The sequence below is a fragment of the Enterococcus sp. MSG3299 genome, assembly GCF_050555765.1.
GTDB classification, from domain to species: domain Bacteria; phylum Bacillota; class Bacilli; order Lactobacillales; family Enterococcaceae; genus Enterococcus; species Enterococcus faecalis.
The window spans coordinates 790,070-808,169 of record NZ_CP187869.1 but is presented as its reverse complement, the minus strand read 5'-3'; the positions used below and the strand labels follow the sequence as shown (position 1 = coordinate 808,169).

Below are 18,100 nucleotides of genomic sequence, written 5' to 3'. Positions count from 1 at the left end.
TGAACATATAAGACACATATTAAACGGAGGTCACGCATGAAAAAGTTTATTTATTCTTTTAACGAAACACACAATGAAGGTAAAGAGACTCTTGGTGGTAAAGGGGCAAACTTGGCAGAAATGACACGCTTAGGTTTGCCAATTCCACAAGGATTCACGATTACAACCCGTTGCTGTATGGACTATTTGGCAGATGCTACTTTCTTTGAAGAACACTTACAATCAGAAATTTTGAAAGCGGTTAAAAATCTAGAAACTGAAACAGGCAAATCTTTTACCGCGGACAATGAGATTCTCTTAGTTTCCGTTCGCAGCGGTGCTGCCTTCTCGATGCCTGGTATGATGGATACTATTTTAAATTTAGGTTTAAATGATCAACGTGTGAAAAAATTTGCGACCTTAACCTCTCCTAGTTTTGCTTTTGACTGTTATCGCCGACTTATTCAAATGTTTGGAGACGTCGTCTATCACATTCCCAAAGAATTATTTGACCAACAAAAAGAGCGCTTGGAACAAGAGCTAAACAAAAAAATCACCGCTTTTCAAGAAGCAGATCATTTTGCCTTGATTGTCCGCTACCAAGAAGTTTTCGAACAACATCATGTGGTCTTCCCGCAAGACCCTGTCGCACAACTTTTTGAAGCAATCAAAGCTGTTTTTGATTCATGGAATAATCAACGTGCGGTGGTTTATCGAAACTTACATCATATTGCACATGATTTAGGTACAGCTGTCAATATTCAAGAAATGGTTTTCGGCAATCGTGGACTAGACAGTGGCACTGGCGTTGTTTTCACTAGAAATCCGGTCACAGGGGAAAATCAACTGTTTGGAGAGTTTCTTTTGAACGCGCAAGGAGAAGATGTAGTGGCTGGTATTCGGACGCCAGAACCCATTCGTCGTTTACGTTTGACTATGCCAAAAGTTTATCAAGATTTTCGCCATTACGCAGAACTTTTAGAATATCATTATCGTGACATGCAAGATATTGAATTTACCATTGAAAATGAAAAATTATATATTTTACAAACAAGAAACGGGAAACGAACCGCCGCAGCTACGGTTAAAATTGCTTTAGACTTAGCCAAAGAAAATCGCATTACTAAACAAGAAGCACTGTTGCGTGTGACACCTGATACGATTGATCAATTAATTCATCCCGTGTTTGATCAAGAGAAACGACAACACATGGAACGTTTAGCTATGGGACTTCCTGCTAGTCCTGGTGCAGCAAGTGGCCAAATTGTTTTTACAGCAGAAAAAGCCAAAGAACTGACCAATCTAGGAAAGAAAGTCATTCTTGTTCGTCAAGAAACTTCACCAGAAGATATTGAAGGCATGGTTGTAAGCGAAGCAATTGTGACCAGTCGTGGCGGAATGACTTCTCATGCCGCTGTGGTCGCACGAGGAATGGGAACTTGCTGTGTGACTGGTTGTGAAAGTTTAACCGTCAATGAAGAAACCAAGCAACTACACTGCGGGCCACAAGTCATCTTAGAAGGAACAATCATTTCCGTCGATGGCTCAACGGGGGAAATTTATCTTGGCGAAATTCCTACAATTTCTGCTGATAATAACGATGACCTTCAAGAGCTCTTGTCTTTGGCAGATGCGTATGCTGATTTAACTGTTCGTGCCAATGCAGAAACTACACAAGATTTAGAGACTGCTATCCGTTTTGGCGCAGCGGGGATTGGTTTAGCGCGAACAGAGCATATGTTTTTCGGTGAAGAGCGTGTCTTGGAAATGCGTCGCCTGATTTTAGCAGAGTCTGAAAAGGAAGCAACCTATGCGTTGGAGCAACTTCTTCATTTTCAACAGGAAGACTTTTATCAAATGCTGAAAGTAGTTCAAGACAAGCCCATGGTGGTCCGCTTGTTAGATCCGCCGATGCATGAGTTTTTGCCTCATGAAAAGAATGATATTCAATTATTGGCGAAGCAACTACAACGGTTCCCAGTGACCATCGCCAAACAAATTGAACGGTTACAAGAAACCAATCCAATGTTGGGCCATCGTGGTTGTCGCTTAGGTGTGACCCAACCACAAATATACAAAATGCAAGTTACAGCCTTATTTACTAGTGCCATTCGATTAGTCAAAGAAGGAATTACTGTTTATCCAGAAGTGATGATTCCTCTAATCGCCGAAAAAGAAGAACTTCTCTATCTCAAACGCATTTTAAAAGAAACGATTGACGGTCTCTTTGAAGAACATAAAATGACTCCTTTCCCTTACGAAATCGGGACAATGATTGAACTACCTAGAGCTTGTCTGATTGCGGATCAGTTAGCAGAAGAAGCAGACTTTTTCAGCTTTGGAACAAATGATTTAACACAAATGACCTATGGTTTTTCTCGTGATGATATCGGTAAATTCATTAATACGTATCGGGAAAAGAAAATCATTACCCAAGATCCGTTTCAATCACTAGATCAAACAGGTGTTGGTCAACTGATTCAATTAGCTGTAGAGAAAGCGCGTCGCACTAAACCAAACATGAGTATTGGCGTATGTGGAGAAGTCGGTGGTGATCCGCAATCCATCACGTTTTTCCAAACACTTGGCCTAAACTACATCTCTTGCTCACCTTATCGGGTACCTATTGCGAAACTCGCAGCTGCCCAAGCCAAAATTTTAACCGAACCGGCTGTGACTGAAGAACAAATGGTCCTTCTTTAATTTAACGTGTGTAACAAATGATTCATCCTTACAAGATAAAAAGTGCTAGGAACATCAGTCGAAACGGCTGATGTTCCTAGCACTAAATTTTAAGATCAATGATTGCACTCTGGTTATTTTCTTATAAACGCGGCATCTTTTGTCAAGGGGTCTGTTACATCTGATACATATCTTTCTACTTTCATATGCAAATCATATTTTTCTCTAAGTTCCGTAATACGGGTCATCATTGGAGAAGCGTGGTGTTTGTCTAATGCTTCCTGATCTGTCCAACTATCAATCAGCAGAACTGTTTCTTCATCGTCCATTGGAAAAAAGTATTCATAGCGACTATTCCCTTTTTCTGCACGAATCGCCTCTACAATTCCGCTAGCAATCATTTCTTTGGCAAATTCTCTTGCACCTCCATTTGTCCCACTATAATAAATATTTATAGTAATCGCCATCTGTCTTCCCCCCTAAATTTACTTGCCTTTTTACGTTCCCGACTGGAATTGAACCAGCGACCTACCGCTTAGGAGGCGGTTGCTCTATCCTACTGAGCTACGAGAACAATCTGTTTTAATTTTAGAAGTCTTCACTACATCTGTCAATAGACAAAAAGAAAGTATCACGCATAAACAATTATGCGTGATACTTTCTTTCAGTGAAACACGTCGTTCTTTTATCTATTATTTTTTTTGCCGCCGATCAAGAATCATTTTTCCTAAATAATAAAGTCCTGTCGCAATAGCTATATATTGCCCAATTTTATTATTGCGTGCAACTTTTTCTTGTTTCGTTTTCGCCATTGTCCCCATCACCTTTCTAAAATAATTCTTTTTACATTTTTATTATAGTAGGTTCTGTCATTTTTTGCGAATAAACACACTTTTAAAAATAATCTTCTAAAATTGGCATGCCTTTGACTAAACGTTGGCCTAAACGTTGAACTGTCGTTGCGTCTCCTTGCAAGCGTTCATAAAAAGATAACGTTTCTGCTGAACGATAGCCCAAGAATAGTTGTGTCCACGTTTGGATATCTGCTTTCAAAGCAGCAGTCCCTTCTTTTTCCACAGCACCTTTAGTCACTGTCGCTTTTCCTTGTTCGTCAATTGTGATTGTCCAAATACCTTCATTCCATGGCCCATAGGAATCTTCAATCTCTAAAGAATACGTTTCTTTTTCTCCTGATTGAAATGGATACTTTTCCAGAAATGTTTGTAACTCAACGATTCGTGCCATCATGTAAGGTAAAATTTTTACAGAAGCTGCTGGCGTTGGCATTAAATCATTTAAATCTTTTCCAGCAAAACCATTAATCCAATGGAACGATTGAACGGAACCACTATGTGAGCCAATAAACCCAGCTAAAGCTTTAAAAGCTGTATTAGTTAAATAGTTCCATTCTACGATTTCAAAGGTGCCAGCAGCTATCCGATAAATCACATAGCCTTCTGCTTTCCCTTCTGACGAATAATATATCGCTTGATTATTTGGTTTACTGGCACGATTCAGCGTATAATCCAGCCACCAAGTTTCACGGATCACACCACCAGAGTGCGCTCTTTGATTTTCAAGGTATACGTCTTTAATGACCTCTTTACCGTCAGCCCAAGAAACTCGTTTAATGGTACCTGGAACTCGTTTAACACGTGGCCAATCTTCCGTTTTAATTGTATACTCCGCTTGTTCAAATGTTTGTTCATAACCATATTGACGATAAAATGGATATGAAAACGGTGCTAAGTAAGAAAGGGCAACCTTTTGTTTCGCTAAATCAGCCAACATTTCTTTCATAATAGCAGAGATGCCGCCTTCACCACGATATTCTGGATAAGAAGCCACATAGCCAATTCCAGCCATGGGATAGCGGACACCATGGAAATTCACTTGAAAAGGTGTCGCCATCACTTGACTTGTTAATTGCTCATCAATTAGGAAGCCATAGCTTTGCGTATGTGACAACAATTTTTCAAAACGTTCTTGGCGTTCCGCCGTGGGTTCCTGATTAAAAGCATAGATGACAAGATCAAACATCTCTTTCATTTCTTCTTTGCCCATTTTTTTGACTCTTTTAGTTGTCATTTTCTTTCCTCCTCGCACATTGTATCAATTCATTTTATCACAGAAACGATTCTCTTTCTAAAAGCCGTTATTTGCTGTCATTTCTTTGAACCAACGACCGCTTTTCTTAATGGTCCGTTTCGCATCATCATCTAAATCCACAGCGATGAAGCCATAACGATTTTTATAGGCATTGAGCCAAGACCAGTTATCCATACACGTCCACATATGATATCCTTGAACATTACTACCTTCTTGAATCGCTTGGTGCACCCATTTCAAGTGATCCTGCACGAATTCAATCCGATAATCATCTTCAATGACTCCTAGTTCATTGACAAAGCGTTCTTCTCCTTCTACGCCCATGCCATTTTCTGAAATGTAGCAGCGAATGTTGCCATAATTTTCTTTTAAATTCATTAATGTATCATAAATGCCTTTTTCGTAGATTTCCCAGCCACGGTAAGGATTCATTTTTTTGCCAGGCATATCGTAGACATCATAAAAATCTTCTGGAAGTAAGCCTTCTGGTCGTGTTTCAACAGGTGTTTCTTTTGCTTTGGCACGACGTGGTTGATAGTAGTTTACTCCTAATAAGTCCACAGTATTTTCAGCAATTATTGCTAAATCTTCTGGTGTTGTTTCTGGCAACAAGTCATTTGCTTTCACCCAAGCAACCATATCTTCTGGAAAATGACCTTTAACAGCCGGGTCTAAAAACGAACGGTTAAAGAAACCATCGACAAATTTAGCCGCATTTACATCGGCTTCGTTGTGCTCATCACGAGGATAAGTCGGCGTTAAGTTTAAAATAATGCCAATTTCACCTGATAAGTTCATAGAATGATAGACGGCAATCGCTTTGGCACTAGCTAAAGCTTCATGATAGAGTACTTGAATCCCTTCTTTTAGATTCACTTTATCAGGATAATGCCAGCCATAGAGATAACCACCTTCAACTGGTACAATTGGTTCATTGTGCGTAAACCATTTTTTCACGCGATCGCCAAACAATTCAAAACAGGTTTTGGCAAAGTCAACATACAAATCAACCACTTCACGGCTTTCCCAACCACCTTTTTCTTGAAGTACCATCGGCATATCAAAATGATACAAGTTCATAAAGGGCTCAATCCCTTGTTCTAATAAATCATCAATCACTTGATTATAAAAATCAACTGCTGTTTGATTGACTTTTCCTGTTGTAGGATCTGGAATTAAACGGCTCCATTGAATGGATGTTCGAAAAGAGTTATGTCCCGTTTCTTTCATTAACTGAATATCTTCTTGGTATTTTTTATAAAATTGTGAGGTCTTATCTGGACCGACTTGTTGAAAAAATTTTTCTGGCGCTTCTTGATACCAAAAATCCCAAATATTTTGACCTTTACCATCACCTTCAAAAACGCCTTCTGTTTGAGGACCGCTGGCTGCAGAACCCCACCAAAAATTTTCTGGAAATTGATATTTCATGTTATTTGCTCCTTTACGATTTAATCATTAAAAAAAAGGATTGAACCCTCCGTAAGAGTCCGGACGATTCAATCCTTCGATTTTTTACTCAGCTGCTTCTGCGGCTGCTTCTTGTTTCAAGTATTGATCTGTTGCTACTTTTACGAAAGGCATGTAGATCAAAATAGAAATCAATAAGTTAACAGCTGCTAAAACTCCGCCGGCGATACTCTTCGTTGCTAAAAATCCGCCAATAATTGGTGGTGTTACCCAAGGTGGCATAAAGGTTGCAGCTGGTACTAAACCAGTTGCTGTCGCCACATACGCAACAGTTACAAGAACCATTGGGACTAAAATGAATGGGATAAACATAATTGGGTTTAAAACAATTGGTAAACCGAACATGACTGGTTCATTAATATTAAATAGTCCTGGTGCTAAACTTAAGTTTGTAATGACTTTGTATGGTTTGTTACGACGACCAACGATAAAGATAGCAATTAACAGACCTAATGTTGCTCCTGTTCCACCTAAGTTTACAAATGAATCAAAGAAAGGTTTGTTTACAATATAAGGAATTGCTTTACCTGCTTCTAAAGCTTTAATGTTCGCATCAATCGCTGGTACGTTGATTGTTTGCATTAATGGGTCAACCATGTTGGCACCATGTAAACCAAAGAACCATAAGAATGGTGTAATGAAAGCTAACAATAATGCTGATGGGTAGCTGTTTGCAAGTCCCATAAATGGTTGTTGAACTGCTTCATAGAATGAAATAACGATATTGTCAATTCCTAAAGCAAATAGAATTGATGTAATTAAACTAAATAAACTGATTGTAATCATTGCTGGTAATAATGCCGCAAATGATTTTGCTACTGCTGGTGGTACACCATCAGGCATTTTGATAACTAATTTAGGATTGCCAGATAAACGTTGGAATAGTTCTCCTGAAATAAGTGCAATAATCAAAGCAATAAATAATCCAGTTGCGCCCATGCCTTCTAAGCCGCCAACTGCGAAGAATGAAGCTACAGAAACTGTACCGGCTGCAATGCCGTCTTTTCCATAAGATTTAACTAAATTGTGTGCTACTAAAAAGGCTACTAAAACGGCAAAGATTGCGAATGTACCGTTCCAAATGTTGCCACCAAAGCTTTTCCAAATTGGTGCATCGTTATACATCATTGGGAAAATTTTGTTTAAAAAGTCCTCATATCCTGGAATTGGAATATTATTAATTAATACCGCCAAAGCCCCTAAAATCATTAATGGCATCGTTACGACAAACGCGTCACGAATTGCTACCAAGTGCCGTTGCGCTGCGATAACTGACGCTTTCGGCATAAAGTGTTTCTCCATCCATTGAACAAATCCGTCCATTGTTATTCCTCCTAATTAACGCTTTCTCAAGCGCGTTTTTCTTATAAGACGCATTGACAACGAGATTACTCGTTATCAATACGGCGATAAAGATCGATAATTTCTTTTGCTAAATCTGTAAATGCAATCGCAGTCATTAAATGATCTTGACTGTGCACTGTTAACAATGTTACTTGCATGTTATTGCCTTTTGCTTCTTCTGTTAACATTCCTGTTTGCGAATGATGTGCATGTACAAGTGATTCTTCTGCATCTGCAATTTTTTTGTCTGCTAATTCAAAATCCCCCGATTTTGCTGCGGCAATCGCTTCCATTGCATCGCTTTTAGCATTTCCGCCATACATGATTAAACCCATGATTGCTTCTAAGTTCTGTTGTCCGTCCATTACCTCTACCCCATTTTCTGCTCTAGTTTGATGATCCCATTAATGAAATTGCTTGATCTAAAACTTTTTCGCCATTCATCATGCCATAGTCCGCCATGTTAATTACATCTAAAGGAATCCCTTTTGGTTGTAATTTTTGTTCAAATTGCCCTTTCATGAAACGAACTTGTGGGCCTAATAATAAAACATTTACCTCTTTATTTTCCAAGTTTGTATCTGCTTCAGAAGCCGATACTGCAAAGATGTCTGCTTCCATGCCACGATCTTCTGCTGCTTTTTGCATTTTTGTTACTAATAAACTTGTGCTCATTCCTGCGGAACAAACTAACATAATTGTTTTTTTTGCCATTTTCCTTCATCTCCTAAATTCTCTTTGTTTTGCTTTACACCTTTATATAAGCAAGAAGCGTGCCAAGTTTTAACACATTAGAAACCTTGATATGACAACGTTTTTCAACATGGAAAGCGTGTACACACTAAAAATAAAACGATTACACACAGCTTTTTTGTGTGCGTTTCCAAAATAATAGGGCAACAAAAAAAAGTGAGCGATAAGTCGAAACGACTCATCGCTCACTTTCTAAAGCTGAAGAGAATCAACTGGACAAAAGCTACTTTTTCCCTTTAAGCAGTTTCCATCATTTTAAGCATTTTATAAAACTGTTTCTTTTTAAAATAACTTAAAAAGATACCTAATACTGCATCATTCAGTTTTTGTAACGCCCCATAAGAAACCATTGTTTCTGTATAACGCAGTTCACAGCTTTTTTCATCAATTGGCTGGAGCTCATACCGCACCGAGAAATCATTTTTAGTTGTGGATGTTCGAAATTGATAGGTCTTATTTTCTACAGCTTCTTCAATAACTATTTTCGCGCGACTATTTTTACTATATTCTTTGATATATTCAAACTTACGTAACTGCTTTCTTGTAAGAGTTTTGCCTGTTTGCTTACGGATATCAAAAATAACAGAATTCATTAATTGCGTGTAAAATTCATCTGCTGAAATAGTTAATGTTTTCGTAATTTCCATTACCGTTTCACCTCATCCTTTGTCGCCTCTTCTTCAGCAACTTTTTTTCCTTTAAAAAACAGGTAACCACCAAGTCCAATGAAAAAAATCCCGGTTGTCAGACTTAATAAATCATAGTTTAAGGAGCTCGGATTCAACGAATACAAAACAATCAAGAAGCCAATACTACATAAAAATAATCCATTTCTAATCATTTTCATCCATCCTATCTTTTTAGACTACCGTTGCTTGGAAATATAAAACGCCACCCCAAGGTTGTTCCTTAATCAGCTGTTTTGCAACTTGTGCAGCAGTTTCAGGGTCTCCTTCAACTTCAAAAAATAACTTAATACCATTCTTTTCTTTAAAAGTAAATGTTTCATTTTCCCCTTGATATGCCTCTAGTAAAGTAATAATTTCCTCTTGCTTCATTGCACTTGCAATCGAAATCATGCCGCTCGCTCCTTTCTATACAAGTAATTGCTGTTTTTATTGCCTATTGCTCACTTTCGCCTAATGCAGGATCCATTTTGTTAGCAGCGATAACAAACGGTGTCCAAATCAAGAAAGTGACTACCATACATACCAACGCTACGATTGGTGCGCGCCAGTCAGCACCTGTCGCCAAGAAAGATAATAGCAACGGCGGTGTCACCCATGCGACTTGTTGAGAAACTGGGGCGACTAGCCCAAGATACGTTGCAACCCAGCCAATTGTAGTAGCAACTAATGGCGCAATTACAAATGGAATAAACATAATTGGATTAAGAACAACTGGTAAACCAAACATAATCGGTTCATTGATATTAAAGATCCCAGGTCCTAATGATAATTTACCGACTGTTAAATAATCTGCTCGTTTGGAGAATAACAAGATTGCAATAATTAGGACAATTGTACCGCCTGAACCACCAAACCAAGCAAAAGCATCAAACGAACCACGGACCCACATGTAGGCTTTACCGTCGTCAATAGCGGCTAAAACCGCAGCTGTTCCTGTTTTTCCTTCATAACCTTTTTGGAAAATATCAATATTGATTAATTGTGCTTGTCCCCAAATTCCTTCAAGAACTGGTGCCAAAACGTTTGGCCCATGAATACCAAAGAACCAGAAAATTTGAACAAAAACTGTTACGATTAACACAGCGCCTAGTCCTTGTGATAACCCAAGGAACGGTTCCGCGATATATTTTTGAATTAAGTCAATTAATAATTGACCGCCTGAAAGTTTTGACACCGTAAAGTTAATAATTGCTACGACATACAATGCGATTGTTGCTGGTAAAATTGCCGCAAACGCTTTTGAAACTGCTGGTGGTACAGAATCAGGCATTTTTATTGTTAAATCCGCTTGCATTAATTTACAAAAAATAATGGTTGATAAAGCCCCCATAATCATCACTGTAAAGAAAGCGTTACCATTTAAATGATTGAGATTTAACCAACCCCATGGATTGACAGTCAATTGATTATTAGCAATTGACGCACCAATTTCTGCCCCATTAATTGCGTTGGCAATCTTTTCTGGCACTTTTACAGCTAATTCAGCTGTGTTATTTGGTGCAAAAGCAACACCTGAAATTAAGGTAGCTAAACTGACAATCCCACCAGCTAGCTCATTCACATTGTATGCTTTCGCTAAGTTATAGCCCCAAGAAAAAGCGAAAATCAAACCAGCGATAGCCAATGTACCATTCCAAACAAAACCATTAATCCCAATGATGACATTCAATACTGCAAAAATACCTTTGTCTGCTTCCAAACTTGCCGCATAAGTTGAGACAAACTCTTGGGGAAGATCTCGAATAATTGCGTTAATCATTACGGCGACTGATCCAGCCATTGTCGCAGGTAATGTACCAATAAAAGCATCCCTTAGTGCCACCAGATGTTTCTGTGCACCAATTTTTGCGGCAGTTGGTAAGATATATTTTTCCATCCATGCCATTAATCCGTTCATTTTTATTCCTCCTGTATCCATTTATATTTATTAAAAAGGCAGTACATTAAACGAATGAATCGAGCGTACAAAACAAAACCTTTGGTAACATGCACTATCCTTGTTTGCTATTCACTTTTCCTAAACGTTTTAATTCCTTATCCCATTAATGAGATTGCTTGATCTAAAACTTTTTCGCCATTCATCATGCCATAATCTGCCATGTTAATTACATCTAAAGGAATCCCTTTTGGTTGTAATTTTTGTTCAAATTGCCCTTTCATGAAACGAACTTGTGGACCTAAAAGTAAAACATTCACCTCTTTATTTTCCAAGTTTGTATCTGCTTCAGAAGCCGATACTGCAAAGATGTCTGCTTCCATGCCACGATCTTCTGCTGCTTTTTGCATTTTTGTTACTAATAAACTTGTGCTCATTCCTGCGGAACAAACTAACATAATTGTTTTTTTTGCCATTTTTTCTTCATCTCCTTAAAAGTTATGACGTTATACACTTTATTTATAGCAATAATTGTGCCAAGTTTTTTCCTCATTAAAATACTGATATAACAGCTTTTGTCATCGAAAAAAGCGTGCACACACTAGAAGAAAACGCTTACACACATGAAATTGTGTGTAACTTACAAAAAGAAAACATCAAGAAAAAAGAGAGCGTTTTCTCATTTCTTGATGTTTTTTTTATTTATTATTGTTTACTTTTAATTTCATTTTCTAAAAACATTTGGGTAACATGCGCAACTTCTGCTTCCGGGATCGTCACACGATACGCCCGTTCAATTAACATAAAATTCGTGCGTACGACATCGATTTCTAAACGATGTGTTTTAACATATTCCGCTAAGTTTGGAAAAGTTCTTGCTTCTTCTCCTTTAATTAAAGCATCTACCAGAAAAGCCAAATGAATCATGATTCCGGCATCCACCCCTGGTTCAACAATAATATGCATGTCTGTTTGTATTTGATGAACTGTTTTTTGTAACATGAGAATTAATTTTTGTAAGGAGTCCACAGAAGTAATGACGCCACTTAGTGAATGAACAATTGTATCAATTGCCACTTCATCACTAGCAATCCGTTTCAATACATTTAATTTTTCATCATCAAAAATATCATAGACGGAAAAGAAGGGAATATTTTGATATTCAACATCCACAGTTCCCGCAATGGCCTTAATTTCATATTCTTCCATCAAGTTGTCGATATGCTTTTTAAACGTTTCTCGTTCAATAAATTGCATTTGAATCAGTTCCACTTTTGTTTCATCAATAACGGGTAAGATTCGTTGGTATAGTTTTGCGGCAACCCCTTCTCCAGTAAAGCACGTCACGATTACTGCTTTTTTAACATTTTGACGTTTTTGCAGACTAGAGCGAAATTGTTCTCTCACAACGCTTTCAAAAGAAAGTTGAATATTTTGGTAAATGTCCTCTAAACTTCGTCCCACGCTTGCCATTCGAATAGCTTCTAAGACAATCATTGTGCTCGTCATTGTAATCGCCTTTGTTCGGATACCTGTTTCTTCAAACAACATATTTCCAAACGAATTTAATGAACCCATATCCGTCAGTAATAAAATCCCATTATTTAACGATTCTTTTTGCGTAATTACTTGGTTTCGTAATTGTTCATACATTGTTTGAACTTCCATCGTTAACGGCATATTCATCGCTGTTCCGATTGACGTTCCTAAAAGTTCTTGGGCGGTTTTCAACATACTTGAGGCAGTAGAATCCCCATGCATTAAGACGAACACACCAACATTATTTTCTGGAGTTCTTTCTTCTTTACCGACATTAATAGATAAAAACATACTAATAAAGCCAATTTCATCGAAAGGAATCTCTATGTTGTTCTCTTCTTCAATAATAGAAGATAAATCTAAGGCTACTTGAAATTCTTTTTTCATGTTTTTACGGACATTATTTAAATCAGGATGGACAATCACGTGACCTTCTTTGACACGTTCAATCGTACTTTGTAAATGAAGCGCAAAGGCAAAGCGTGCTGTTTCGTTGTACGTGTGTTCCAAACGCTCTTCTGCGATATCATAAAGACGATTCGTTAAGTCCCAAATAGCTTCTGGTAATAACTCCTTATGTAAAGAATGTTGGGTTAATTCTTCGACATAATTTTTAAAATACGCATTCATATCTTTGGAAATCAATTCTTCTAAATCAACATTTTCTAAGTCAGCTTCGGACAAGTCAGCGACTTTTTCTTCGATTTCATTGTAAACTTGCATGTCTCTAGCTGGATCTTGTGACCAAACAATTTTGTTGGTGCCTGGCTGGAAAGATAAATAATTACTTTTACTATCGACAAATTGATCCAAGCGCTCAGGTACTTCTTTAATTTTTAATAATCCTTTTTGGACAGGTAACGACAAATCCCGTTTACGGATAACCAAATGTTCTAAATTGTGCGTCCGATAATAAAGAAATGACTTAGCACAAACTAATTTTAAGTCCCGCTTCACCTGACCAATATTTCCTTCTGCATCGTATAACATGAACGCCAAAACTGCTTCGCGTTCGATATCAATTTGTTGGCCCAAACGTGTTGCCTCTTGCTGAATAAATAACGAAATGATGGCATAACGCTCATCTAGCGTCCGTGCATCTAAAGATGGTAATGTAATCGACATCGGAATCCGCCGATTAAAAGTGGTTAAAAAGTTTTCTGAGGATTCCGTTGTCGCACCAATAATTTGAACAGAGGCTTCATAGGTTTGACCACTTTCTCCTAATGGACGGTACACGCCTTTATCAATAAACGTAAAGAGCATTTCTTGACCTTCTGGCGGTAAGCGATGAATTTCATCTAAAAAGAGAATCCCGCCATCTGCTTTTGCCATTAAGCCTGGACTATCTTCATTCGCACCAGTATAGGCACCTTTTTTTACGCCAAAGATATGACCAAATAATAATTGTGGGTTTTGTGCATAATCAGCACAATTAAAAGAGACAAAAGGAGCATCTTCATCTAAGGTTTTTGAATCAATGGCAAAACGGTACATACATTCAGCAAAAAGAGATTTCCCTGTTCCTGTTTTCCCAAAAATAATCGTATGCAAACCTCTTGGTGGATATAAAATAGCCGCCTTGGCCTGCTGAATACTCACTTTTAAAGAATCATTGGCACCTACTAATGTGTCAAAACTAACAGAGGTGGACTCATCTACATGGACTTGTTCTCCTTCATTGATTGTTGGCACTGAATAGATAACAGGACGTCCAGTACTTCTAGTAATTTTCTTTTCTTTGAATAATTCATTTAAATAACGGCTGGCATTACTGCGATCAATCATTAACTGTTCTGCTACCGCTCCTGCCGTTAAGCCAGTTTCATTTTTTTGAAGTAACGCTAAGATTTCTTCCTTCCGAGATTTCATGGAATCCTCCTCGATACAACGTTCTGCTTGAAGCTCGTAAAGCGTTATTTCTTCGCTTTACGAGCTCCTTTGTTTTTCGTGTTTTTCTTTTTGTTTTTCTTCTTTTTGCGTGTTTCTTGTGGTTCTTTGACAACAGAATTTACTGTTTCTGGTTTTCTTTCTTTCGTACTCTTTTTTTCTGAATACGTATCTTTGGCTACATTCTTTTTTTCTAGTTCATCTTTGGCTTTTGGCTGCTCATGAAGTGCACCATCATATAAAAAGATTTCCTGATAAGGAATGGCCAATTGTTTCATCAAACGTTGATAATCTCTTTTGGTGCCGTCGTTGATAAACGTAATCACTGCCCCTTGTGCACCCATCCGGCCAACGCGACCAGAACGATGAATATAGCTCTCTTCGGTTAAAGGAACATCTACGTTTACGACGTAAGGGACCCCTGTGAAATCTAAGCCCCGTGCCGCAATATCCGTGGTTAATAACAACTTCACTCGTTCTGCTTTAAATTGATCGATCGCCAATTTACGCAACTGTTTACTTTGATCTGAAGCCAGACCAATAGCTGGCACATTCTCATAAACTAATTTTTCTTCTGCTGCACCTAAATCAGCAACTTGATTGAAAAAGACCATGCTTCTGAATGCTTCTGTATGGGCCAAACGACGTAAGTAATCAGCTTTTTTTCTTGGTGCTAACCGAATAAAGTAGTGGGCGACTTGACCTGCTGAAGTATCTTCTTCCGTCACATCAATCACCTGTAATTTTTGGCTTAAAGATTGCGCTTGATTCACGACACGATCAGCAGTCGCTGAATAAAAAACAAGTTGGTATTCGGTTGGTGTGTGTGTCAAAATTTGCTTGGTTAAACTTAGCTCTTCCTCTTGGAAAAGTTGATCAACTTCATCCATTACAATTGTTTTTACCAACTGAGCTTTGACTTTTTTATTCTTCATTAACTCTAAAATTCGACCTGGTGTTCCGATTAACACTTCGGGACGTTTTTTTAACTTGTCAATCTGGCGTGAAACATTTGCCCCGCCGATTAACGTTTGAACCGTTAATTGAAGTGGCTTAGCCCAAGTCCGAGCAACTTCAGCAATTTGCATAGCTAATTCTTGAGACGGAGCAATAATCAACAATTGATTTCCCTGTCCTTTTTCAACAGTTAAGAGTAAAGGCAGCATGTAAGCAAGTGTTTTTCCAGTTCCTGTCGGCGAAATTCCTAAAACATTTTCTCCTTCGCGAAGGGGCGTAAAACTTTTTTCTTGAATTGTTGATGGTTCGTTAAAGCCAGAAGCTTGCCACTGTTCTTGCCAAGCCTCTGGAAGTTGTTCTAAAAATCTCATATTGTTCCTTTCCTATCGCTTAATTCTTATTTATCAGCATCAAAAATAATGCCGGCACTATGACGTAAATCAGTGACTACTTTATTGACATTTCGAGCAAGCTCAACCCATTCTTCATACTTGGTGCCCCAATACTTATCTGTTGGGTTATTTAAAACTGCTGCAAAATCACGAGCTTCTTCAATCATTGGATTATCGGCTACTTGAATATCTAAGACATCACGTTCTTCATGTGCGCGATCATGGTACTCAGCCGAAGAAATAGCATTGACACTGTCTAAAATCAAGGTCCCGTTTTCAAAGTAAATTTCGGATGGCGCAAAAGAATCACTAATTTTCCCAGTATTTAACGTCACGTCAAACTGATCATAACGTAAAATAATTGTTCCTAAGCCATCGACACCTGTCGCAATTTTATTAGCAAAATAATGGCTTTCCTTTGGTACGCCAAACCAACCTAAGGCTGCATAAACTAAATAAACGCCTAAATCCGCTAAGGCTCCCCCAGAAAAATGAGGAGAAAAAATATTTGGCTCTTTGCCTTCTAATACTTGATCATAGCGAGAAGAATATTTCATATACGTAAAATTCGCACCTAAAATTTGGTTTTTTAATGGCAATAATTCAGCAATTTTTTGGAAACTTTGCTCATGAATATTACGGGCCGCTTCAAAGAAATACACACGATTTTTATTCGCTAATTCAATAATTTCTGCCATCTCATCAGGTGTTGAAAAAGCTGGTTTTTCAACAATTACATTTTTTTTCGCTAAAATTGCTTGTTTCGCTTGTTCAAAATGTAATGAATTTGGTGAGGCAATATAAACCGTATCCATATGTGCAATACCAAAAAACGTCTCTAAATCAATTGCATATTCCACATCCCCATAGCGAGAACCAAATTCTTGTGCCGTTGCTAGTTTCCGAGAATAAACAGCCGTTAAATCGTACGCACCCGTTTCTAAAGCTGCTGCAACAAATTGATGACTAATCCAATTGGTACCAATTACGCCTAAATGTATCATAATCAAAAACCTCCATTTTTTGTTTATTTACTCTCTTTATAATAGTAATCTCTCGTACAAAAGTCACGTAATTACCCTGCCTTAAAGCGCTAGGAGTTCTTCAAGTTATTTATTAGGATCATCAAATGCCTGTAATAAATCAAAGGTTACCTGTGACTTAAGTTCAATCGTTGCTGGTGTTACGTGGCAATTGTAAGCAAGGACTTGCACACCTTGATCAATTGCAGCACCCAGATTTTCAGCAAAGGCAGGTTGCATCTCTTGGTGAATCGTTGCTTGCTTAATTTCTTCAAATTGGACCACAAACAAAATGTAACAGCGGTAACCCGCTTTAGTTGCAGCCATTAGTTCAGTGACATGCTTCAAGCCACGAAGTGTTGGCGCGTCAGGAAAAGCACCGATGCCTTTATTTTCTAAAGTCATGCCTTTCACTTCGACAAAAGCTTGTTCGTCCGCATCCGTTTCCACTAGAAAATCAAATTTTGAATGTGCAAATCGTTGCTCACGTTTAACAGTTTGGATCGTACCAACTAAACCAGGAAGCACAATTTGACCATTTTTTAACGCTTCATTGACTAATGTATTCGGTACTTGGCTATCAATATTAATCCAAAAAGAACCTTTTTTTACTGCAATCAAATCGTAATCTGTTTTTCTTTTAGGCGATGGTTGATAACTAAGCGCCACAATAGCACCTGGTAAAAAAACTTCTTTCCCTCTGCCAGTATTTTTGACATGTGTGACCACTTCTTCATTCGTTTCCATTAAACGACAGTGTACAATAAACCGATTGGGTCGTTCGATAAAATAAGCAAGTTGGACATTCGGGTACTTCATACACAGACTTCCTTTCTTACACACTATACCATAAAAAAACAAGGAAAAGTATAGACCAAAACCAACAATTTTACTATCTTGTGTCAATCATTAAATATTTGTCAATTCTCAGCGATTTAATCGAATATTTTAGACAAGTTCTATATAATAAAGGTAACGAAGACGAATAAATGAAAATGAAGGTTAGGAGGAATTTCTTTGAAAAAACATTGGACTTTCTTGGTTGGTGCATCTTTACTTACTGGATTAGCAGGCTCTATCCTCTGGAAAAAAAATAAACAGCTCCCTTCCCCACAGGAGCTTCAACACAACTATACTGGGCATTGGTGGTTTGTGGACGTGAAGAAAGCCACGCAACACACCTTAGAAATCACCTCATCTTTCAATGTTTTCATTGATGGCAAACAAACGCATGCCTTGCTTGTTGAATTAACCCCTAAACGCTTAGTTATCTTAGACAAGTTAGGTTACCATTTAATCATTCAATGTGAAAATGGTGTCCCTGCGACGCTTTACGATGAAGCCGACGACGAAACCTACACACTAGAACGGGCCATTTACAATTAATAAATCACCCAC

17 protein-coding genes and 1 tRNA gene are annotated in these 18,100 nt (G+C 38.0%); 2 read left to right on the top strand and 16 right to left on the bottom strand.

Annotation, left to right across the window (positions count from 1 at the left end; genetic code table 11):
• The first annotated feature begins 36 nt into the window (after nucleotides 1-36).
• Complete coding sequence (gene ppdK / locus IGL23_RS04045; RefSeq protein ID WP_033595350.1) at nucleotides 37-2,682, top strand: pyruvate, phosphate dikinase; 2,646 nt, start codon at nucleotides 37-39, stop codon at nucleotides 2,680-2,682.
• A 113-nt stretch (nucleotides 2,683-2,795) separates the two neighbouring features.
• Here the strand turns inward: ppdK and IGL23_RS04040 are convergent, their stop codons facing one another.
• The 16 genes from IGL23_RS04040 to sfsA all read right to left on the bottom strand — a co-directional run bounded on the left by IGL23_RS04040 (nucleotide 2,796) and on the right by sfsA (nucleotide 17,521).
• Nucleotides 2,796-3,128: a putative quinol monooxygenase gene (locus IGL23_RS04040; RefSeq protein WP_002355924.1), complete on the bottom strand. Its 333-nt coding sequence runs from the start codon at nucleotides 3,126-3,128 to the stop codon at nucleotides 2,796-2,798.
• Between the two features lie 33 nt (nucleotides 3,129-3,161).
• Nucleotides 3,162-3,235: transfer RNA gene (locus tag IGL23_RS04035), tRNA-Arg, on the bottom strand.
• 320 nt (nucleotides 3,236-3,555) lie between these two features.
• Nucleotides 3,556-4,749, bottom strand: coding sequence for a GNAT family N-acetyltransferase (locus IGL23_RS04030; RefSeq protein WP_002378142.1), 1,194 nt, complete (start codon nucleotides 4,747-4,749; stop codon nucleotides 3,556-3,558).
• A gap of 57 nt (nucleotides 4,750-4,806) precedes the next feature.
• Nucleotides 4,807-6,201, bottom strand: a complete 1,395-nt coding sequence (locus IGL23_RS04025; RefSeq protein ID WP_010822641.1) for a glycoside hydrolase family 1 protein — start codon at nucleotides 6,199-6,201, stop codon at nucleotides 4,807-4,809.
• Between the two features lie 84 nt (nucleotides 6,202-6,285).
• A complete protein-coding gene (locus tag IGL23_RS04020; RefSeq protein ID WP_002355920.1) occupies nucleotides 6,286-7,563 on the bottom strand; it encodes a PTS sugar transporter subunit IIC in 1,278 nt (425 codons plus the stop codon).
• 65 nt (nucleotides 7,564-7,628) lie between these two features.
• On the bottom strand, nucleotides 7,629-7,949 hold the full coding sequence (locus IGL23_RS04015; protein WP_002355919.1) for a PTS lactose/cellobiose transporter subunit IIA: 321 nt from the start codon (nucleotides 7,947-7,949) through the stop codon (nucleotides 7,629-7,631).
• A 22-nt stretch (nucleotides 7,950-7,971) separates the two neighbouring features.
• Nucleotides 7,972-8,298: a PTS sugar transporter subunit IIB gene (locus IGL23_RS04010; protein WP_002355918.1), complete on the bottom strand. Its 327-nt coding sequence runs from the start codon at nucleotides 8,296-8,298 to the stop codon at nucleotides 7,972-7,974.
• Between the two features lie 275 nt (nucleotides 8,299-8,573).
• Nucleotides 8,574-8,984 (bottom strand): DUF3284 domain-containing protein, encoded by a 411-nt coding sequence (locus IGL23_RS04005; protein ID WP_002355917.1) that lies wholly within the window; start codon nucleotides 8,982-8,984, stop codon nucleotides 8,574-8,576.
• Entirely contained in the window at nucleotides 8,984-9,184 is a 201-nt protein-coding gene (locus tag IGL23_RS04000) for a DUF3188 domain-containing protein (RefSeq protein ID WP_002355916.1), read from the bottom strand. The genes IGL23_RS04005 and IGL23_RS04000 overlap by 1 nt, the downstream gene beginning before the upstream one ends.
• 13 nt (nucleotides 9,185-9,197) lie before the next feature.
• Nucleotides 9,198-9,416 (bottom strand): hypothetical protein, encoded by a 219-nt coding sequence (locus IGL23_RS03995; RefSeq protein WP_002355915.1) that lies wholly within the window; start codon nucleotides 9,414-9,416, stop codon nucleotides 9,198-9,200.
• Nucleotides 9,417-9,459: 43 nt separating this feature from the next.
• Nucleotides 9,460-10,923, bottom strand: a complete 1,464-nt coding sequence (locus tag IGL23_RS03990) for a PTS sugar transporter subunit IIC (protein WP_002364646.1) — start codon at nucleotides 10,921-10,923, stop codon at nucleotides 9,460-9,462.
• Nucleotides 10,924-11,060: 137 nt separating this feature from the next.
• Nucleotides 11,061-11,378: a PTS sugar transporter subunit IIB gene (locus IGL23_RS03985; protein WP_002355913.1), complete on the bottom strand. Its 318-nt coding sequence runs from the start codon at nucleotides 11,376-11,378 to the stop codon at nucleotides 11,061-11,063.
• 229 nt (nucleotides 11,379-11,607) lie between these two features.
• Nucleotides 11,608-14,313, bottom strand: coding sequence for a sigma 54-interacting transcriptional regulator (locus IGL23_RS03980; protein WP_002355912.1), 2,706 nt, complete (start codon nucleotides 14,311-14,313; stop codon nucleotides 11,608-11,610).
• Nucleotides 14,314-14,357: 44 nt separating this feature from the next.
• Nucleotides 14,358-15,659: a DEAD/DEAH box helicase gene (locus tag IGL23_RS03975; protein ID WP_002413956.1), complete on the bottom strand. Its 1,302-nt coding sequence runs from the start codon at nucleotides 15,657-15,659 to the stop codon at nucleotides 14,358-14,360.
• A 26-nt stretch (nucleotides 15,660-15,685) separates the two neighbouring features.
• The gene (locus IGL23_RS03970; RefSeq protein ID WP_430619674.1) at nucleotides 15,686-16,684 is read right to left on the bottom strand and encodes a Gfo/Idh/MocA family protein; all 999 of its coding nucleotides are present in this window, start codon (nucleotides 16,682-16,684) and stop codon (nucleotides 15,686-15,688) included.
• A 105-nt stretch (nucleotides 16,685-16,789) separates the two neighbouring features.
• Nucleotides 16,790-17,521 (bottom strand): DNA/RNA nuclease SfsA, encoded by a 732-nt coding sequence (gene sfsA, locus IGL23_RS03965; RefSeq protein WP_033595185.1) that lies wholly within the window; start codon nucleotides 17,519-17,521, stop codon nucleotides 16,790-16,792.
• A 198-nt stretch (nucleotides 17,522-17,719) separates the two neighbouring features.
• Between sfsA and IGL23_RS03960 the strand changes: the two genes are divergently transcribed.
• Nucleotides 17,720-18,088, top strand: coding sequence for a DUF4828 domain-containing protein (locus tag IGL23_RS03960; protein ID WP_002355908.1), 369 nt, complete (start codon nucleotides 17,720-17,722; stop codon nucleotides 18,086-18,088).
• The last annotated feature ends 12 nt before the right edge of the window (nucleotides 18,089-18,100 follow it).